We start from the raw sequence: 20146 nt of genomic DNA, 5'->3' as shown, positions 1-20146 counted from the left end.
AACGTGAAAGGTTTATGAACTAAGTTTTACTCGACTCACTGAGTAGCTCGTGCCTCGCTATGCGTTGCGCTCTGCCGTCTCAGTGGGGTCGCATTATAGGGAGATCCGAAAACAGATCAACCCTTTTTTGCAGAAAACTTGAAATAAATGACTGTTCGCTGGATATTTAGACTAAACGCTTAAAAAGACAACTAAACCTAATCATATTTCGCCTTTAAAGCTGTAAAAACTTATTTTTTGGAAAAATCTTTTCATAGTTATTGTAGCGATTACCAAGAAAAAAATTGTTTAGCTTTATATGGCCATTTAGATTAGTGGCGAATAAGTACATCAGGCAAGGACTCTACTATATAAAGTTAATGAGCTATTGGAGGGTATCAACTATTTCGAACTTTTTTATATTAATAACTATAAACTGTAAAAGTCGTTAGATGGTCATATATTTATTAGTCTAAATAGCTTTACTTATAAATAGAAAGATAGCAGTCCTAAACGCTCGCATTATGATTCGTCGATTCTAGTTAGGCTATTTTATTAGATGAAAGGAATGAGAATAAATTTGCTATTAATAATAGAGCTAAAAGCTTTATTCATTTTGTGTGAATTTTAGATATTAAAAAGCCGAGCATAAGCTCGGCTTTTTGGTGTCTCTTTAAGACTTACTCTGCAGACTGCGCGTCTTCTTGAACTTCTTCGCTCGCCGCTGGGCGACCAACTAGTTCAATATAAGCCATTGGTGCATTATCACCAGCACGGAAGCCACACTTAAGAATACGAGTGTAACCACCTGGACGATCCGCATTACGAGGACCGATTTCACTGAATAACTTACCAACTACTTCATTATCACGCGTGCGAGCAAACGCTAAACGGCGATTTGCTACACTGTCAGTCTTAGCCAGTGTGATTAAAGGTTCAATTACACGGCGTAACTCTTTCGCTTTAGGCAAAGTAGTTTTGATGATTTCATGTTTCACCAAAGAACCTGCCATATTGCTGAACATCGCTTTACGATGGCTACTGTTACGGTTTAATTGACGACCACTCTTACGATGGCGCATGACCCTATCCTTCTAACTAAACTAATATAGTGATTTAGATTATTCAGCTAGGCTTGCAGGCGGCCAATTTTCTAGGCGCATGCCTAGAGAAAGACCACGTGAAGCTAGCACGTCTTTTATTTCAGTTAGAGACTTCTTACCTAGATTAGGCGTTTTAAGAAGCTCAACTTCAGTGCGCTGAACTAAATCACCGATATATTGAATTTGCTCGGCTTTCAAACAGTTTGCTGAACGTACTGTTAATTCAAGATCATCAACTGGACGAAGTAGAATAGGATCGAATTCTGGCTTCTCTTCTTTCTCTTCTGGCTCAGTTACATCACGTAAATCTACGAATGCATCTAATTGCTCAGCTAAGATAGTAGACGCACGGCGGATCGCTTCTTCAGGATCTAAGGTGCCGTTTGTTTCCATATCAATGATTAACTTGTCTAAATCTGTACGTTGCTCAACACGGGCTGATTCAACCGAGTACGCAATACGTTCAACTGGGCTGAATGATGCATCAAGCAGCAATCGACCAATTGGACGCTCATCGTCATCAGAGGATAAACGACTAGATGCCGGCACATAACCACGACCACGCTCAACACGAATACGCATGCTGATCTCGCTGTTATTTGTTGTTAAATTACAAATAACATGATCTGGGTTAGCAATTGTTACATCGCCATCGTGCTGAATATCTGCCGCAGTCACAGGGCCTACACCAGATTTAGTCAGGGTCAGAAAAACTTCATCTTTGCCTTCTAACGTTACCGCTAGACCTTTAAGGTTTAGTAGTATTTCAATGATGTCTTCTTGTACGCCTTCTTTCGCGCTGTACTCATGCAATACACCGTCGATTTCAACTTCAGTTACTGCACATCCAGGCATAGATGATAACAGTATACGGCGTAAGGCATTACCCAAAGTGTGACCAAAGCCACGCTCGAGTGGTTCTAAAACTACTTTAGAACGCGTTGGGTTGATAGCGTCGATATCGACTAACCTTGGTTTTAGAAATTCTGTAACAGAACCCTGCATTTTATCCTCTCTTAACTCTTAACTTTACTTAGAGTAAAGTTCGACGATTAGTTGTTCATTAATGTCCGCAGACAGATCTGAACGCTCAGGTAGGCGCTTGAAGCTACCTTCCAATTTCTTACCGTCAACTTCAACCCAAGTCGGCTTTTCACGTTGCTCAGCCAACTCTAGAGCAGCGATGATACGTGCTTGTGTTTTAGACTTCTCACGGATTACAACAGTATCTTCTGGAGTAATTACGTATGAAGGAATATTCACAACACGACCATTAACTAGAATCGCTTTGTGGCTTACTAACTGACGTGCTTCAGCGCGTGTGCTAGCAAAACCCATGCGATATACAACATTGTCTAAACGTTGCTCTAAAAGCTGTAACAAGTTTTCACCTGTGTTGCCTTTAAGGCGAGCAGCTTCTTTGTAGTAGTTACGGAATTGCTTTTCTAATACACCGTAAATACGACGTACTTTTTGCTTTTCACGTAATTGTAAACCGTAATCAGATAAGCGTCCTTTACGAGCGCCGTGCTGACCAGGTGCAGTCTCAAGTTTACACTTAGAGTCGATAGCTCTTACGCCGCTCTTAAGGAACAGGTCAGTACCTTCACGACGACTCAGCTTGAGCTTAGGGCCCAAATATCTTGCCATGTTATTTCTCCTAACCTATTGTTAAACGCGACGTTTCTTCGGTGGACGACAACCATTATGTGGTATTGGCGTCACGTCAGTAATGTTGGTGATACGGTAACCAGCAGCATTCAAAGCACGTACAGCAGATTCACGACCTGGACCTGGACCTTTGATGAAAACTTCTAGATTTTTTAAACCGTATTCTTGAGCAGCAGTACCTGCACGCTCTGCAGCAACCTGAGCAGCGAATGGAGTAGATTTACGTGAACCACGGAAACCTGAACCACCGGCAGTAGCCCATGATAGTGCATTACCTTGACGGTCGGTAATCGTTACAATAGTGTTGTTGAAAGACGCATGAACATGAGCCATACCATCAGCAACTTGCTTTTTAACCTTTTTACGACGAATTGGTGTCTTAGCCATTTTACTATCCCCTTATCGCTTAATAGGCTTACGAGGACCCTTACGGGTACGCGCGTTAGTCTTTGTTCTTTGACCACGAAGTGGTAAAGAGCGACGGTGACGTAGGCCACGGAAACAACCAAGGTCCATAAGGCGCTTGATATTCAAAGTAACTTCACGACGAAGGTCACCTTCTACAGTGTACTTGCCAACTGCTTCACGCAGTACGTCAAGTGTTTCGTCTGAAAGTTCACCGATTTTTGTGGTCTCGGCGATACCAGTCGCTTCTAAGATAGCCTTAGAGCGAGTCTTACCTATGCCATAAATAGCTGTTAAACCAATAACTGCATGTTTATGATCAGGGACGTTAATGCCAGCGATACGGGCCACTAACACATCTCCTATATTTGAATTTGGTAATCATCTGTTTGAAAAGCCCGTAAGGATACTCAAACGAAGACCAAATCACAACTAAAAACACAGGCCGAGAAACCTCAGCCTGCACGACTGTTTACTTAGCCTTGCCTTTGCTTATGCTTAGGCTCACTGCAAATTACGCGTACTACACCAGCACGTTTAATAACTTTACAGTTACGGCATATTTTCTTAACGGAAGCACGTACTTTCATTGCTCAACTCCGTAAACTGACCTTATCGACCGTAGCCTTTAAGGTTCGCTTTTTTCAGCACAGAATCATACTGATGTGACATCAGATGCGTCTGTACTTGTGCCATAAAGTCCATGATTACAACAACGATAATCAAAATTGATGTACCGCCGAAATAGAATGGCGTTTGCCATGCCATAGTCATGAATTCGGGCACCAGACAGATAAAGGTTATATACAAAGCACCTGCCAATGTCAGGCGTGTCATCACTTTATCAATGTATTTAGATGTCTGCTCACCTGGACGAATACCTGGGATAAATGCGCCAGATTTTTTCAGGTTGTCTGCTGTTTCACGCGGGTTAAAAACCAACGCTGTGTAGAAAAAGCAGAAGAAGATGATAGCCGCAGCTAAAACCATTGCATACAAAGGCTGACCTGGAGTCAACGTTGTAGCAATTGCTTGTAGCACATCAGCAACCGGACCTTCACCCTGGCCGAACCAGCTTGCAATTGTACCAGGGAACAGAATTATACTGCTAGCGAAGATTGGTGGAATAACACCCGCCATATTTACTTTCAGAGGTAAATGCGTGCTTTGAGCAGCAAATACTTGACGACCTTGTTGACGCTTGGCGTAGTTAACAACGATACGTCGTTGACCACGTTCAAAGAATACAACAAGATAAGTAACAGCGAATACTATAACCGCAACCATCAACAGTACAAAAACATTCAAATCACCTTGGCGCGCCATTTCGGCTGTCGAACCAATAGCAGACGGCAGGTTAGCTACAATACCAACAAATATTAGAACTGAGATACCGTTACCGATACCACGTTCTGTTATCTGTTCGCCCAACCACATAAGGAACATAGTACCGGTTACTAAGCTCACCACTGCGGTGAAATAGAATCCCATACCTGGGTTAACAACTAACCCGTTCATCATGCCCGGTAAGCTTGTGGCAATACCGATTGATTGGATAGTAGCAAGCACAAGCGTGCCGTAGCGTGTGTACTGGCTTATCTTTTTACGCCCTTGCTCACCTTCTTTCTTAAGCTCTATAAACGGCGGATACATATGCGTTAATAGTTGCGTAATAATCGAAGCCGAGATATACGGCATGATACCCAGTGCTAACACTGAAGCTCGCTCAAGCGCACCACCGCTAAACATGTTGAACATCTCAACAATGGTGCCCTTTTGTTGCTCGAAGAAATCGGCAAGTACAGCGGCGTCAATCCCAGGGATCGGCACAAATGAACCTAGACGGTAAATTATGATAGCACCCAATACGAAGAGTAATCGGCGCTTCAATTCCGAAAGTCCACCTTGTGCACTTTGTGTATCTTGACCTGGTTTAGCCATTAGTACTTCCTTAGTCTTCTACCTTGCCTCCGGCAGCTTCGATAGCTTCGCGTGCACCTTTAGAAGCCTTAAGGCCTTTAACGGTAACAGCGCGTGAAACTTCGCCAGATTTAACAACTTTAACGAACTGAACGTTCTTTTTAACTAGACCAGCTGCTTGTAACGCGCTTAGGTCTACCACATCGCCTTCAACTTTAGCGATTTCGTATAGGTTAATTTCTGCAGATACTAAAGATTTGCGAGAAGTGAAACCGAACTTAGGTAGACGACGTTGCATAGGCATTTGACCGCCTTCGAAACCAACGCGTACTTTACCGCCAGAACGTGATTTTTGACCTTTGTGACCACGGCCACCAGTCTTACCAAGACCAGAACCGATACCACGACCAACACGTTTTGGAGCAGTTTTTGAACCTGCAGCAGGTGAAAGTGTATTCAAATGCATCGAATTACCCCTCTACCTTAACCATGTAATAAACCTGGTTAATCATACCACGCACACATGCTGTGTCTTCTAACTCAACAGTGTGATTGATACGACGTAAACCAAGACCGCGTAATGTAGCTTTATGCTTCGGTAAACGACCGATAGAGCTTTTTACTTGTGTTACTTTTACAGTTTTATTAGCCATGGTTTACCCCAAAATCTCATCTACTCGAAGACCACGTTTTGCAGCGATCGACTGAGGAGAATTCATGTTCTCAAGTGCTGAGATCGTTGCACGTACAACGTTGATCGGGTTAGTAGAACCGTAACATTTAGAAAGTACGTTCTGCACACCAGTCACTTCAAGTACTGCACGCATAGCACCACCTGCAATGATACCAGTACCTTCAGATGCTGGTTTCATAAACACTTGTGAGCCAGCATGACGTCCTTTAACAGGATGCTGTAATGTGTTGCCATTTAGGTCTACGTTGATCATGTTACGACGTGCTTTTTCCATTGCTTTTTGAATAGCAGCTGGAACTTCACGTGCTTTACCATAACCGAAACCTACTTTACCTGCGCCATCACCAACTACAGTTAGTGCAGTAAAGCTAAAGATACGACCACCTTTAACTACTTTAGACACACGGTTCACCGCGATTAGCTTTTCAGCTAAATCAGGCTGTTGTTGCTTTGCTTCTACGTTAGCCATTGTCTACTCCTAGAATTGCAAACCGGCTTCACGCGCAGCATCAGCTAGCGCCTTCACACGGCCGTGATATTTAAAGCCACTGCGATCAAAAGCAATCTTTTCGATGCCTTTGTCAGCCGCACGTTCAGCAACCGCTTTACCAACTGCTTGTGCAGCTGCAACGTTGCCTGTGCCTTTAACTGTTTCGCTAATAGCTTTCTCAACAGTAGAAGCAGCAGCCAGTACATTACCCTCAGCGTTTACAACTTGAGCGTAAATGTGACGTGGCGTGCGGTGGATAACAAGACGCGTTGTGCCTTGTTCAATATAATTTCTACGAGTGCGTTTAGCACGACGTAGACGAGCTGTTTTTTTATCCATCGTCTTACCTTACTTCTTCTTAGCCTCTTTACGGCGTACATTCTCATCTGAATAACGAACACCTTTACCTTTATAAGGCTCAGGTTTACGGTATGCACGAATGTTAGCAGCTGTTTGACCAACTAACTGCTTGTCTACGCCCTTAACTAGAACTTCTGTTTGGCTTGGAGTTTCAATCGTAATTCCTTCAGGAACTGCGAAATTAACCGGGTGCGAGAAACCAAGAGTTAAGTCTAAAACTTTGCCCTTAGCTGCAGCACGGTAACCAACACCTACTAACTGAAGTTTCTTCTCGTAACCTTCATGCGTACCAACAACCATGTTGTTGATTAGAGCGCGAGCAGTACCTGCTTGTGCCCATGCATTGGCTACGCCTTCACGAGGTAAAGTTGTAATAACGTTGTCGTTAACTTGTACTTCAACTGCATCGTTGATTGTACGAGTAAGTTCACCGTTTTTGCCTTTAACTGTGATTTCCTGGCCTTTTAATGTAACTTCTACACCGGCAGGAACGTTTATTGGTGCCTTTGCTATGCGAGACATAGTTCCCCTCCGATTAAGCTACAAAACCAATGATTTCACCACCAACGCCTGCACTACGTGCTGCGCGGTCTGTCATTAGGCCTTTAGAAGTTGATACGATAGCGATACCTAAACCACCCATTACCTTCGGTAATTCGTCACGTCTCTTATAGATACGTAGACCAGGGCGACTTACACGCTGGATATTTTCAATAACAGCTTTGCCTTCGAAGTACTTTAACTCGATAGAAAGCTCAGGTTTAACATCACCACTTACTGCGAAGTCTGCGATGTAACCTTCATTTTTTAATACATTAGCTACTGCTACTTTCAGTTTCGAATTAGGCATCGTTACAGATACTTTCTTCGCTGACTGACCGTTACGGATTCGTGTAAATAAATCCGCGATAGGATCTTGCAAGCTCATAGTCTTACTCCCATGATTCTATTACCAGCTAGCCTTTTTAAGGCCAGGAATTTCACCGCGCATAGCTGCTTCGCGAACTTTAATACGGCTCATGCCGAATTTGCGAAGGAAACCATGTGGGCGGCCCGTAATGTTACAACGATTACGTTGACGTGCAGGGCTAGAATCACGAGGTAAAGCTTGTAGCTTAAGTACCGCGTCCCAACGATCATCTTCAGATGTATTAACATCACTGATGATAGCTTTTAGTGCTGCACGCTTTTCAGCGTACTGAGCAACTAGTTTAGTGCGCTTTGCTTCGCGCGCTTTCATAGAATTCTTTGCCATAACCCTACCCTTATTTCTTGAATGGGAAGTTAAACGCTTCTAACAACGCACGGCCTTCCTCATCTGATTTCGCAGATGTAGTGATTGTGATATCCATACCGCGTACACGGTCTACTTTATCATAATCAATTTCTGGGAAGATGATTTGTTCACGTACGCCCATGCTGTAGTTACCACGTCCATCAAAAGACTTAGCACTTACACCACGGAAGTCACGGATACGTGGGATAGCGATTGAAACCAAACGCTCAAAAAAGTCCCACATACGCTCGCCGCGTAGGGTTACTTTACAACCAATCGGGTAACCTTCACGCACTTTGAAGCCAGCAACAGATTTGCGTGCTTTAGTGATTAAAGGTTTCTGACCAGAGATAGCTTCTAGATCCGCAACAGCGTTATCTAAAATCTTCTTGTCAGCTAAGGCTTCGCCCACACCCATATTTAATGTGATCTTCTCGATCTGAGGGACTTGCATGACAGAGCTGAAACCAAACTTCTCTTGAAGTTCAGCAACTACTTTGTCTTTATATACTTCATGCAGTTTCGCCATCATTCTACTCCAACTATTAGATAGTTTTACCAGTAGATTTAAAGATACGTAATTTCTTACCATCTTCAATCTTGAAACCTACACGATCTGCTTTGCTCGTTTCCGAGTTGTAGATCGCAACGTTTGATACGTCGATAGACGCTTCTTTCTCAACAATACCGCCAGCTTGGTTCAACTGTGGAACCGGCTTTTGGTGTTTCTTGATTAAGTTAATGCCTTCGACAAATACTCGACCAGACTCGGTTACAACTGAAAGCACTTTGCCGCGCTTACCTTTGTCTTTACCTGCTAGTACGATTACTTCGTCATCACGACGGATTTTTGCTGCCATGATAGACTCCTTACAGTACTTCTGGGGCTAGTGAAACGATTTTCATGAACTTTTCATTACGAAGTTCGCGAGTCACAGGGCCGAAAATACGAGTACCAATAGGCTGCAAGTTATCATTTAAGATAACAGCCGCATTGCTGTCGAAACGGATCAATGAACCGTCTGGACGACGAACGCCTTTTTTGGTACGCACAACTACCGCGTTTTTAACATCACCTTTCTTCACTTTACCGCGAGGAATCGCTTCTTTTACAGAAACTTTAATGATATCGCCAATCGCTGCATAGCGACGGTGTGAACCACCAAGGACTTTTATACACTGCACTTTGCGAGCGCCGCTGTTATCAGCAACTTCCAGCTGAGTTTGCATTTGGATCATGTTAATGACCTCCGGTGTAGTAATTACAACTTGTCTTAAATTTGTTTAAAATCAAGACATTTCGATTGAATTCCACTCAAAAAACATACTAGATGTCTCTTAAGGGCGGGCAATTGTATCAGCATTGAGGGGGGAGTGGTAGGTTATTTTTTAATTAATTTAATGCGGACGATAAATTAGAAACTGGTTTTTTATGCTATCTATCTAAATTACAGGTGGTTATAAAACAAACAAGGCACCTTTACGGTGCCTTGTTTTATATCAGTAATTAAAATTAGCCAAACAAACCTTTTAATTTGTCTTTAATTTTGTCTTTAGCTTTTTCTTTTGCTTCGTCTTTAACCGCACTGCCTATATCTAATTTTATGCCAACATCATGAAATGGGCCTTTTATCCTCAGGGGAATTTTAAAGCCAGTGCTATCATCGGTAGTACCCTGACCTTCAATAGAATCAACTAAACCTGTTACTAGGCGGTAATTAACCTGAGTTTGCGGTAAATCAACGTCTCCTTCACCTGAAATACGTATTAAGGGGCTGATCAACGATAAATCAGTATTTTTGCCTACGCCATTGGTAAAGTTAAAACTACCAGAAAGTGCAGAGAAATCTGTTTTCTCAGATTCCTCAAATCCTGTATCTAATCCCTCAGACACGGCATTAAAGTTGCCTTTAACTAGCTCTTTCCCCTTACGCACCATTTCTGCTACGTTTGCTCCCTTAACTGCACCATCAGCGAACTTGAATCCTAGTTTACCATTAAGCGCGTTAATAAACGTTTTTTGGCTTTGCCCTGCTGTGGTTAGATTCCAGTTTAAAGAGCCCTTGCCCATTAGCTTATCAAAGCCTGCAGCATCGCTAAGTAATGGCTGTGCGTCTATTTTATCTAAATCGAAGTTGGTTGCTATTTTATAAGGGGTATTTTGAGCATTGATAGTCACCACCCCTTTACCTGTTCCTTCATAAGCGGCAAAGCTGTCTAGGCTTAATTTAGCAACGCTATTTTTTAGTGCCACAGTAAACTGGTTGGCGCCGAGTTTAATATCGTTCGCTTTTAAGCCACTTGAACGGACAATCACATTTGCATCTAATGCATTTAAGCCACTTAAATCAATTTTAGTATCATCCCACACTATTGGCTCTGCAGGCTTAGAGTCGTCTTTTGCAGGGACTTCTTTTTTAGCTACGGTTTCAGGTAAGTAAGGATTTAAATCAAGCATGCCTAAGTCAATATCAGCATTAACAGCTAAGCGACTGCCTAAATTTAACTTACTTTTACCTTTAATCTCGAGTGCATCGAGCGTTGCTACTAATTCAGTTAAGTTAAACTCTTCACCGAGTAAGTGCATTTCGGCATTGATGCTAAAGGCGTTAAACGCATTGTTTTTAGCGTTTAAGTCAACTCCTTGCCAGTTAGCAATATTTTTAACCGAATCACCGTTAAGTGTTAAAAGTCCTTTAATGTCTTGGCCTTGTTTGGCTATGCTGCCATCAAACATTAGATCTACTAAACGTGAGTTAAGCGTTTGCTTTACATTAAATGTGGCGCCTTCAATCGCTTTTGCTGGTGTATAAAGTTTTACATCAAGCTCAAATCGCTCTTGCATATAAGTAATAGCACCGGTTACTTCAAGCTGTTTACGCAGTGAAGGCAGTAATATAGCCAGTTCTAAATCGCTAATTTGTTGTTTAGCATCCGTTTGACCATCTAAATAAGTAAATGACCCGCCATAAATAGCGACTTCACCTAATTGAATATCAAAGTTTTCAGGTAGTTTGACTGCCTCTCCCGCTTGAGTTTGTTGCTCTGGTTGCTTGGCCACTGCATCAAATAACTGCCAGTTTGCTTTGCCGCTTTTATCGGTTTCTAGCAAAATATCAGGCTCATTAATTACAAACTTTTCTAGCTTTAGTTCGCCACCGAGTAATGAAAGCCAAGGAATATGAACAGCAAGTTGCTGCATACTTGCCATATCAGCGCGAGAGCCACTGGGCATATTGGCAAAATGCACATCATTAAGCTCCAGCTTTAATGCAGGAAATACACTGAGGGTTTTATCTCCCTTGATCGTTAATGTGCGCCCAGTTGTTTTTTCTACCTGCTCAGACACTTTATTAAAAATGGTATCGGTAGGAATTAAAAATGGTGCAGCAACAATTAACGCTATGCATAGCAATAATATGACACCAATAACTTTAAATAAGGTCTTCATGATCATCCTTTCAAACGTGCAAATAATGCTCTTATCATAGCGGGAGTTAGCGCCAAAAGCATTGCCCAATAACTAAAAATCTACTTTCCTACATTCTAATGTGGGTATATGAATTGTAACTGAAACATTTTGATACCTTTAGGTTACAAAAAAATATTGACCAAATGATACCTACAGGTTACATTGATACCTACAGGTTACAAAATATAAATTAACACTTCCACAGGATGGACTTTATGAAACAACAAGATATTAAAACTGAAGAACAGTTTATGGGTCAAAACATATTTCTAAGTATAAGCACAAGTATGGTTTTTTTACTTCTCAGTGTTAACTCAGTAATAAAACAAGATATTGACGGGCTTTTAACTGTTGGAATGGGCGTTTTATTTTATATAGTTATAATAGCTATTTATATAACTAAAGCAGGCTTTCCATTAAAAATGTATTTTCAATATGCTTATAAAGATGAATTCCTAAATACTATCGACACGAGTGCCTATAAACATTCAATTTTTGCACTTGTTTTTTGCCTGCTTGGTGTTTTTTATAAAGGCGATGCTATTGCTAGTGAGGTTTCGCATGCAGCTATGGCAGTATTCTACTTAGGTATCATGCTCTTGGCATATGGCACTTCATTGTTTTGGCAAAGCCGCGATTAGGAAATAATGTGCAAAACCATATAGCTGAATTTCGTAAAGAGGCAGGGCTTTCACAGCAAGAACTGGCCGATGCTATTAATGTTTCACGAAAAACCATTAGCACGGTTGAAACATCTCGTTTTACACCCTCGGTGATCATTGCCTTAAAAATAGCACAGCACTTTAATACCTCAGTTGAACGGCTGTTTTCACTCGATGAACACGATTAATACAGTAATGATGCAATCTTGTGTTAATTAACTTACCAAGATTGCATCCCCTGTATTCTCCGGTATGATGCACGCCCCTGTTGCTGCTGGCTTATTTAAGCTAAAATGAAGCGACTAAAAAGTATATCTAACCGGAGAGTCTACAAGGCATGAAGAAACTGCTAATTTCACCGTCAAAAATGGCATTAGGCGAGCAAGAAAGTCAAATTTATCAAAACATTCTGAAGCAATCTTCAGAGCTAAGCCTAAACCTGATGGCTGTGAAAGTGGAAAACCATCCAGAAGACTTTTTAGGTTGGTGTTACGAGCTATTAAGCGCAAGCCGCGACCGCATTAATTATGACTTACTCGAAAGCCCACAATTACCATTATTGAAAAAGCTGCATGACCAACTTATTTCAGCCATTAGCTTTTTACAGTTAAAAACATTACGGGTAGCGCCTTGGCCAGTAGTGAGTATGTTTGTAGAGCAACATAAAGAACTGGTGGCACTTGATGAGCAGCTACGTTTAACTACTTATATTGCAGGCCTGCGTGAAAAGCCGTTAAAAGATATGATCCCTGAAGACTTACTCGCTTTTAGCGGTAAGCATATGGCATCACTCGATCCGAGTACTTATAACTTTGATGTAGAATGGTTTGCCTCTACTAAAAGCGCCAAAGGTTTTCACCAGATGCTGGCTGATTTGCCAGGCGCATTCGACGATGCACTCAGCAACATTCCACTTGAGGGTGATGTAGCGCTAGGTAATTACCAACAATTTGTAATTGCTTATTTGAGTGCATTTAATGGTAGTGATGAAAAACCAACTCTGGCGCCTGCCACCCGTTTATTAGCAATGCGTCGCCCTGATGTGTTTACTCCAATTAGTAACAGTCGCTTAGATGCACTTTGCTCCGCACTTGGTATCACCAAATTAAATAACCGTGACTTTGAGCGTTACTGGCAAGATGTAGTACAAAGCATTCACGCTATGTCATGGTTTAAAATGGCCAATGCTGGTAATGAACTAGAAACACAGTTGGTGGACATTAAAGCGCTTATACCTTGCTTTTTTTACTATGCAGATACTAATACTGCAGATAACTCTAACTACATTAAGCTACTTAATAAACCTACACGTAGCACTTCTAGCAGCAGTAAAGCGCCACGCCGAGGCAAAGAATCTGCTGAGATTTTAGTGGATCGCGCTCTTGCTGCTGATGATGTTCCAGAGCATATTCGTGCTAAACGTGACTCTATTATTAGCGAAGTACAAAAAGGCCGCGGTGTTAACGAAACAATTACCCTAATGCGTGCCATTTTTGGTTAATTAACCCACAAGAAAAATAAAATAGCCTAGCAGCGCTTTGATGGTGCAGCTAGGCTATTTTTTGCACCAGCAAAGTGAACCTGCTAAATAATTACTTTTCTATCCCTACCTCATATTATTTTCAATACATTGTTTTAAATAATAAAAATAATTTATAAACGAATAAGTTTAATTTGGCACACACAGTGCAAATACCCCATTAGTAACATAATAAAATGCCGCCAAACAAAAGGTTGTAGTCGTTCATAATAAAAAGCCTTGGCGTGCAAAATCATACAATGGGAAATGAGACATGCTAAAACTACAAAAAACAATATTGATCAGTGCATTGGCATTAACAGGAATGACATCAACTACTGCATTTGCTGAAGTAACAGCAAATGCAGCAGCCACTTCAAACTACTTATGGCGCGGACAAGAGCAAACTGGGGGCGATGCAGCTGTATCTGGCGGTATTGATTACGCTAATGAATCTGGCTTTTATGCGGGTACGTGGGCGTCAAATGCGTCTTGGGCCGATGAAATGACCTACGAGCTAGACTTATACGCAGGTTTTGGCGGCGCAATTAATGAAAGCGTGAGTTATGACGTAGGGTATATCTATTATGCGTACCCTGATGCGGCATCAGGTGCAGATGCAGATTTTTCTGAAGTCTACGGTAGCATTAGTGTGCAAGGCTTTACATTTGGTGCAGCCGTACTTGCAACATCTGCAGCCAGTGGTGACGGTACTGACTTTGGTGATTCATTGTATTTAAATGCCGATTACAGCTTCGCTGTTGGTAGCAATGGCACTGAAATGGCGCTACACATAGGGCATTACTCAGGCGATTTCATCGGTGATGACAATATTATTGATTATGGTGTATCGGTGTCTAAAGATGGTTTTACTTTTGGCCTATCTGATAACGACATGGATGGCTCTGATATAAAAGCCTATGTAGCCTACGCTGTAGACTTTAACCTATAAAAAGAATGTGTTACTTGCTGCAACACTAAGGGCCGCAAGGCCCTTTCTCGTTTAGAGCGGTTTAAAAATGCTCGTAATCCTCTCTAGGATTAGCTACTAAAGCGCCCTACTATATTACCCGCCTCGGTCAATCAACGACTACCTAGCTGCCGTTAAATATTTCCGCGTTATGCTAACTCGCTTAAATAAGCATTATTGTGTATTGGCATTATATTCTCTGTTTCAAATAAGCTTTTTATACCAATTCGCTAAAATAAAAGGCCGCACGAAATGCGGCCTTTAAATAACTTAGCGTTAAAACTTAGCTAAATTATTTTTATTGTCTTTATCTACAAGCTTAATGTAAGGGTCTATCCCAGCGTACATGGGTTTTTCTTTTACTTTAAGTTCGATGGTGTTTGCACCAGACACTATTTGATGTTTTTGTGAATAAATCACAAAGTCTTCGGCTAGAAGGTTTTCAGGATCATCATTAAATAATGCAATATCAATCATTTCATCAAGTGGTTGTTCGGTTTCTTCACCTTGACCATCGGCACGCTGTTTCGTTGCTTCAACGCTCAGTGTTACCGTGTAAAAACCCTCGCTATCAGTGCTATCTGTAATCGATACCTCTTTCATTTCAAGCTCATAAAGTGTTATATACTTAAACTGATCATCAATAAAGCGTTGCTCTGCTTTTGTTGCGTCTCGTTTTAAATAACTGAGTAAATCGAGTGTGGTGGGGTATGGCGTTGATTGGTATTTAAACTCATTCAAAAATGCTTTAAGTGCTGCATTTAAGCGTTTTTCACCTAAGCGATCATATAGCGCCATCATCACAACAGAACCTTTATTGTAGTGAAGATACTGCTGAGCCTGCGTTTTATACAGCGGCATTTCTTCAAACGCTTCCCCTGTACGACCCATTAAGTATTTGTCTAGCTCGTATTTTAAAAACTTACGTAGCTTCTCGGCGCCAAAGCGTTTTTTTAACACCATAAGCGCACTGTATTGGGAGAGCGTTTCTGATATAACGGCACTGCCCTCTACATTAGCCCCTGATACTTGATGTCCCCACCATTGGTGCGCCACTTCATGTGCGGTTACATAATAAGGGAGGTCAACTTTACTCTCATCCCTTAAATCTGTAACAAAACCAATACTTTCTGAGTAAGGCACTGTATTGGCAAAACTTTGCGCAAATGAGCGATATTTTGGAAACTCAATAATACGTAACTGCTTATGCTGATACGGGCCAAATGCTTGGGTATAGTAATCTATTGAGTCTTGTACCGACTCAATCATACGGTCAACATTCCATGCATGATCTTTGTGGTAGTACACTTCAATATTTACACCGTTATGCTCAACCTTTTTGCTTTCAAGTTCAGCCGAAAGCACAGAATAAAAGTTTAAAATAGGGGCATCCATTTCATAAACAAAAGTACGGCGCCCGTCTTTTACACTCTCACTTTTTAAGTAACCAGGTGTAATTGCAAATTGCGACTCATCGGTAGTTACCGTTGCTTTATAGCTTATAAACCCATTATCAGGACCAAACTCATTTTGCGTATAATAGCGGCTGTCTTCTAGTTTATGCGCACGTTCAAGTTCGGGTAAATCGTGCTTACGACGCTCATACTTATCCGCAATTTGAAAATACCTTTGATAACCAAAATTCGGTAATAACTCTCTATTATTTATAAATGTACCGTTATACACCAGCTGAGTATCTGAATACCTATCAACAAAACCGTTATGTTCTCGGGAAACTGAAAGCTCACCTTCGCGTACTTCATTAGGCATTAGCGGTTGTTCAAACTCAAACCATACCATATCAAACTCAGGTAAACGCTCTACTATTTTCCCGCCGGCCATTTTTACATCCCAGCTTTTAGCGTGGTTAGGCTCGTTAATTAACACACGGGCTATTGGCTCGTTAGCGGTATTAGTAAACTTAATTTTTGCAACGGCGGTTAATGCACGCTTTTTAGGGTAAATATCAATGTGTAAATTAACATCGGTTATTACAGGGAGTGGCAAATCTTTGTATTGTGAAAACTCTTGTTCATAGCTTACTTGAAGAGTTTCGTTATCATCACTTGTTACAAACTCGTTGAGCATACGGGTGTTGTGATAAATGTTATAACCTGCTCCCACAAATACCAATAAACTTATAGCGGCAGCAATTTGACCTTTTAAAGACATGTTGTAACGTATTAAAGATAAGCGAGTGCGCAATGTTTGCGACGGGCCGCGATGCCATAAAGCAAACCCAACAATAGCCAAAAATACACTTAATGCGCCCCAATATAAGGTGTACCAATGCGCGCCTTGTAAAAAGTGTCCGTAACCGTTTATATCAGAATACGGTACGCTACTACTTTGCGAAAAGTGATACATGTGATGCTCAAATCCGTAAGCACCCATTACCATTTGGGCAATGTAATACAGAATAAATAACCCCATACCTATATATTTATTAGGGCTAATTATTTGCAAAAAGAACGCCAAAATAGCCATCATAATTAAAGGCAGTAACGTAAGATAACCTAACCTAAATAAGTACTGGCCAAGCTCTAGATTAAATTGCCCCTTAAATAGTTGTACTGCAATGGTAAACATCATACCTACTAAATAAAGACCACAAACCGCAGTGATTAACGCAATAATTTTAGATATCCAAAACACACTGTTATGAACTGGGAAACTGTCAACAATATCGCCCATACCACTGTGGCGCTCCCGCCAAACCAGCTCTGCGCTGTAATAAGCAATAATGATAAACATAAATAAGCTAGAGGTGTTTTGAATGATGCTCACCATATTTTGTGTCAGTGGCCAATCCGTTGTGCCATACGCGCCAATAGGAGCAAAGAGTGGCACAAGCAACATAGTAATACTTACACCGGCTAAAATCATAAAAGGCGCACTTAATATAACCTGCTTAAGTTCAAATAAGCTGCGCATTACTAGTTGCGATTGCGTATTGATCCCTTTTGATTTGTAATTTTTAGCCTTGCTAATAAGTGCTGCTTGTTTATTTTTTACAAACGTAGATACAGCAAATTGTTTTTTTTGTTTTTTAGTTACTACGCGATTACCTAACTTCCCTAGGCCAAAAAACATCGCTAAGCTTATTGCTACCCACAAAATACGGTTAATCAAAAAATCGCCCGAGAGCGTTAACACTTCGGTATTTTTATCACTTACAGTCCAATAACGGGTTAAGTCAATTAACGAACCTGACCCAAATGGATCGGCGTATACAACAATATCTCTAAATGCTAAGTCATCAAAGTAGATGCCCGCTATTTGGTAGGTTATAAAAATCACTACAGCTGTAACATATACCGCCATCATGGTTTTAAAATACACAGCCACACTATTAAAAATAGCCGAAAGTACTAACAAGCTGGGTATTGCTAAATATAAAAAAGGAGCTGTGTAATATATTAACTTATTAGGGCCTACTAGCTCACTATCGAGCCAGCCAACCAATAAACCAAATTGCGATCCAAAAAACACACCCAGCGGCACCGTTAAAAAAACAACTAGCACCACTAAGTAAGCACCAAAAAAACGCCCAGATTGATAAGCAAGAGGGTTAACCGGCTTACTAAACACCAACTCATCCATTTTGCTCTCACTGTTGCGAATAGCTGAGCTGGCAACAAAGTTAACCACTAAAAACATAGCAAGCGTACAAAAGGTAACCGTTAAAACCATAATGGTATAAGGCGAGTTCATATGAACATTAGCCCCGCCTAACGGAAGCTTACTACTAGAGCTTATAAAAAACGCCATAAAAAAGAAGATTAATGACGTCACATAAAACGAAGGTTGGCGCACAAAATAGCGCAGTTCAAACGCAAGCATATTAAAAAACATAGCGCCCCCTTATGCTACTTGGCTGTTACGATGATTAAGCAACGCAGAAAAATACACATCTTCTAGGTTTGCGTTACTCGTTTCAAAGCCTTCGGGTGCTTGCTCTGCTAATACATGTAATATGGTTTGCCCAGCAAATAAGCGTTTTGAAATAACAGGCAGTTGTGATTCAAGCTCTTGCGCTTCTTCTTGGCTCATGGCCTTGCGCCAAATTTGCCCTTGCAGTTTATCGGTAAGGGCAATTGGGTTACCCTCTAATAGTATTTTACCGCCAGCCAGTACAGCCATGTTTGGGCAAAGCTCTGCTACATCTTCAACAATGTGGGTCGATAATATAACTACTTTTTGCTCGCCTAAGCTTACTAACAAGTTATGAAAACGATTTCGCTCCTCAGGATCTAAACCTGCAGTTGGCTCATCAACAATTAGTAAATCAGGGTCGCCCAATAATGCTTGTGCAATACCAAAACGCTGGCGCATACCCCCCGAAAAACCACTAACGGCTTTTGAGCGATGTTGATATAAATTAGTATGTGCAAGCAAGCCTTCCACCGACTCTTTACGTTCTGCTTTGTTGTGAATACCTTTTAAAACAGCCATATGATCGAGTAAATCGTAAGCGTTAACACGCGGATATACACCAAAATCTTGTGGTAAATAGCCTAAACGCTGACGCAATGCTTGTGGGTCTTTAAACACATCAATGCCATCAAAAGTAATAGAGCCCTGATCAGCTGACTGCAATGTAGAAATAGTTCGCATTAACGACGATTTACCCGCACCATTTGGCCCAAGTAATCCGAACATACCTTTACCAATTGATAAATCAACACCTTGAAGTGCATGTACGCCGTTGTCGTAGGTTTTTGATAACCCTGTTATTGATAGCATTTTTTACTTCCTTGAATTGTAAGTATTATTTTTATGCTGCTTTATACCACATTAAAAACAGGAACATAAGTTAGTAACTAGTTAACTTTGTAACAATAAATAAACAGAAATTCATTCTAATAACACTTGCTTAGAAATGAGCCTCTCGGTATAAAAACAAAACACTCTAAAAATAAGAAGCGAACAGCCATGCAAGATCACAAAAGCCAACCATTAACCGATTTTATAGAATACCCGCCAGAGGCAATGCTCTCGCGCGCAAAGGAGTTTTTACAAACGAGCCAGCGCCGTCATAGTATTCGCAGCTTTAGTAACCGCCAGGTGCCAAAAGAAATCATCGAAACCTGCATTAAAGCAGCAGGTACAGCACCTAGTGGTGCAAACCACCAGCCTTGGCATTTTGTAGCCATTAATAGTAGTGATGTTAAAAAGCAAATACGAGAGGCCGCTGAAAAACTAGAGCGCTCTTTTTATGAAGGTCGCGCAGGCGAAGAATGGCTTGATGCATTGAAACCATTAGGTACCGATGCTAATAAACCCTATTTAGAGCACGCACCATGGTTGATTGCAGTGTTTAGTCAAAAAAAGGGGGGTGTAAATACGGACGATAAAAACACTAATTACTATGTACATGAATCGGTAGGGCTGGCCACTGGTTTTTTAATTCAAGCACTACACCGAGCAGGCCTTGCAACCCTGACCCACACCCCAAAACCAATGAGCTTTTTAACCGATATTTGTGGCCGTGATAAAGACAACGAACGTCCTTATATGCTATTAATTGCAGGCTACCCCGATGAGCATGCAACGGTGCCTCTGCATGCACTTGATAAAAAATCGCTGGATGAAATAGCCACATTTATTTAACCCGAACTCTGG

Annotated in this window: 25 protein-coding genes; 5 read left to right on the top strand and 20 right to left on the bottom strand. The window is 41.2% G+C overall.

The window, feature by feature from the left end; all coding sequences use genetic code 11:
* Window positions 1-659: 659 nt before the first annotated feature.
* The 18 genes from rplQ to CWB78_RS02225 all read right to left on the bottom strand — a co-directional run bounded on the left by rplQ (window position 660) and on the right by CWB78_RS02225 (window position 11349).
* Complete coding sequence (rplQ, locus tag CWB78_RS02310) at window positions 660-1061, bottom strand: 50S ribosomal protein L17 (protein WP_008115370.1); 402 nt, start codon at window positions 1059-1061, stop codon at window positions 660-662.
* Window positions 1062-1100: 39 nt separating this feature from the next.
* On the bottom strand, window positions 1101-2087 hold the full coding sequence (locus CWB78_RS02305) for a DNA-directed RNA polymerase subunit alpha (RefSeq protein WP_008115371.1): 987 nt from the start codon (window positions 2085-2087) through the stop codon (window positions 1101-1103).
* 24 nt (window positions 2088-2111) lie between these two features.
* Window positions 2112-2732, bottom strand: a complete 621-nt coding sequence (gene rpsD / locus CWB78_RS02300; RefSeq protein ID WP_002959461.1) for a 30S ribosomal protein S4 — start codon at window positions 2730-2732, stop codon at window positions 2112-2114.
* 21 nt (window positions 2733-2753) lie between these two features.
* Entirely contained in the window at window positions 2754-3140 is a 387-nt protein-coding gene (rpsK, locus tag CWB78_RS02295) for a 30S ribosomal protein S11 (RefSeq protein ID WP_002959471.1), read from the bottom strand.
* A 12-nt stretch (window positions 3141-3152) separates the two neighbouring features.
* Window positions 3153-3509: a 30S ribosomal protein S13 gene (gene rpsM / locus CWB78_RS02290; protein WP_008115377.1), complete on the bottom strand. Its 357-nt coding sequence runs from the start codon at window positions 3507-3509 to the stop codon at window positions 3153-3155.
* A gap of 125 nt (window positions 3510-3634) precedes the next feature.
* Window positions 3635-3748, bottom strand: coding sequence for a 50S ribosomal protein L36 (gene rpmJ, locus CWB78_RS02285; RefSeq protein WP_002959476.1), 114 nt, complete (start codon window positions 3746-3748; stop codon window positions 3635-3637).
* Window positions 3749-3770: 22 nt separating this feature from the next.
* A complete protein-coding gene (secY, locus tag CWB78_RS02280; RefSeq protein WP_008115380.1) occupies window positions 3771-5099 on the bottom strand; it encodes a preprotein translocase subunit SecY in 1329 nt (442 codons plus the stop codon).
* A 10-nt stretch (window positions 5100-5109) separates the two neighbouring features.
* Window positions 5110-5544, bottom strand: coding sequence for a 50S ribosomal protein L15 (rplO, locus tag CWB78_RS02275; protein WP_008115382.1), 435 nt, complete (start codon window positions 5542-5544; stop codon window positions 5110-5112).
* Window positions 5545-5548: 4 nt separating this feature from the next.
* Window positions 5549-5731 carry a 50S ribosomal protein L30 gene (gene rpmD, locus CWB78_RS02270; protein ID WP_008115384.1) on the bottom strand — a complete coding sequence of 61 codons (183 nt, stop codon included), beginning with the start codon at window positions 5729-5731 and terminating at the stop codon, window positions 5549-5551.
* Between the two features lie 3 nt (window positions 5732-5734).
* Complete coding sequence (rpsE, locus tag CWB78_RS02265) at window positions 5735-6241, bottom strand: 30S ribosomal protein S5 (protein WP_008115387.1); 507 nt, start codon at window positions 6239-6241, stop codon at window positions 5735-5737.
* A 9-nt stretch (window positions 6242-6250) separates the two neighbouring features.
* Window positions 6251-6601, bottom strand: a complete 351-nt coding sequence (rplR, locus tag CWB78_RS02260) for a 50S ribosomal protein L18 (protein WP_008115388.1) — start codon at window positions 6599-6601, stop codon at window positions 6251-6253.
* 9 nt (window positions 6602-6610) lie between these two features.
* Window positions 6611-7144, bottom strand: coding sequence for a 50S ribosomal protein L6 (gene rplF / locus CWB78_RS02255; RefSeq protein WP_006794247.1), 534 nt, complete (start codon window positions 7142-7144; stop codon window positions 6611-6613).
* 13 nt (window positions 7145-7157) lie between these two features.
* The gene (gene rpsH / locus CWB78_RS02250) at window positions 7158-7550 is read right to left on the bottom strand and encodes a 30S ribosomal protein S8 (RefSeq protein ID WP_008115392.1); all 393 of its coding nucleotides are present in this window, start codon (window positions 7548-7550) and stop codon (window positions 7158-7160) included.
* Window positions 7551-7571: 21 nt separating this feature from the next.
* Window positions 7572-7877: a 30S ribosomal protein S14 gene (rpsN, locus tag CWB78_RS02245; protein ID WP_006794245.1), complete on the bottom strand. Its 306-nt coding sequence runs from the start codon at window positions 7875-7877 to the stop codon at window positions 7572-7574.
* 10 nt (window positions 7878-7887) lie between these two features.
* A complete protein-coding gene (rplE, locus tag CWB78_RS02240) occupies window positions 7888-8427 on the bottom strand; it encodes a 50S ribosomal protein L5 (RefSeq protein ID WP_010392500.1) in 540 nt (179 codons plus the stop codon).
* A gap of 16 nt (window positions 8428-8443) precedes the next feature.
* Window positions 8444-8758: a 50S ribosomal protein L24 gene (gene rplX / locus CWB78_RS02235; RefSeq protein ID WP_004589210.1), complete on the bottom strand. Its 315-nt coding sequence runs from the start codon at window positions 8756-8758 to the stop codon at window positions 8444-8446.
* A 10-nt stretch (window positions 8759-8768) separates the two neighbouring features.
* Window positions 8769-9137: a 50S ribosomal protein L14 gene (gene rplN / locus CWB78_RS02230; RefSeq protein WP_008115397.1), complete on the bottom strand. Its 369-nt coding sequence runs from the start codon at window positions 9135-9137 to the stop codon at window positions 8769-8771.
* A 274-nt stretch (window positions 9138-9411) separates the two neighbouring features.
* On the bottom strand, window positions 9412-11349 hold the full coding sequence (locus CWB78_RS02225) for an AsmA family protein (protein ID WP_138594049.1): 1938 nt from the start codon (window positions 11347-11349) through the stop codon (window positions 9412-9414).
* 236 nt (window positions 11350-11585) lie between these two features.
* On the opposite strand from CWB78_RS02225, the gene CWB78_RS02220 reads away from it, so the two are divergent.
* From CWB78_RS02220 to CWB78_RS02205, 4 genes are all read left to right on the top strand, one after another.
* Window positions 11586-12011, top strand: a complete 426-nt coding sequence (locus tag CWB78_RS02220) for a hypothetical protein (protein WP_010392493.1) — start codon at window positions 11586-11588, stop codon at window positions 12009-12011.
* 8 nt (window positions 12012-12019) lie between these two features.
* Entirely contained in the window at window positions 12020-12220 is a 201-nt protein-coding gene (locus CWB78_RS02215; protein WP_010392491.1) for a helix-turn-helix transcriptional regulator, read from the top strand.
* Between the two features lie 149 nt (window positions 12221-12369).
* On the top strand, window positions 12370-13533 hold the full coding sequence (locus CWB78_RS02210) for a hypothetical protein (RefSeq protein WP_138594047.1): 1164 nt from the start codon (window positions 12370-12372) through the stop codon (window positions 13531-13533).
* 292 nt (window positions 13534-13825) lie between these two features.
* Entirely contained in the window at window positions 13826-14503 is a 678-nt protein-coding gene (locus tag CWB78_RS02205; RefSeq protein WP_138570679.1) for a TorF family putative porin, read from the top strand.
* Window positions 14504-14797: 294 nt separating this feature from the next.
* On the opposite strand, the gene CWB78_RS02200 is transcribed toward CWB78_RS02205, so the two are convergent.
* Window positions 14798-18376, bottom strand: a complete 3579-nt coding sequence (locus CWB78_RS02200) for an ABC transporter permease/M1 family aminopeptidase (protein ID WP_054202854.1) — start codon at window positions 18374-18376, stop codon at window positions 14798-14800.
* Between the two features lie 9 nt (window positions 18377-18385).
* Window positions 18386-19267 (bottom strand): ABC transporter ATP-binding protein, encoded by an 882-nt coding sequence (locus tag CWB78_RS02195; RefSeq protein WP_010392484.1) that lies wholly within the window; start codon window positions 19265-19267, stop codon window positions 18386-18388.
* Window positions 19268-19456: 189 nt separating this feature from the next.
* On the opposite strand from CWB78_RS02195, the gene CWB78_RS02190 reads away from it, so the two are divergent.
* The gene (locus CWB78_RS02190; RefSeq protein ID WP_138594046.1) at window positions 19457-20134 is read left to right on the top strand and encodes a nitroreductase family protein; all 678 of its coding nucleotides are present in this window, start codon (window positions 19457-19459) and stop codon (window positions 20132-20134) included.
* The last annotated feature ends 12 nt before the right edge of the window (window positions 20135-20146 follow it).

The organism is Pseudoalteromonas sp. S1612, assembly GCF_005887175.1.
GTDB classification, from domain to species: domain Bacteria; phylum Pseudomonadota; class Gammaproteobacteria; order Enterobacterales; family Alteromonadaceae; genus Pseudoalteromonas; species Pseudoalteromonas undina.
This window is presented reverse-complemented; position numbering and strand designations above follow the sequence as displayed.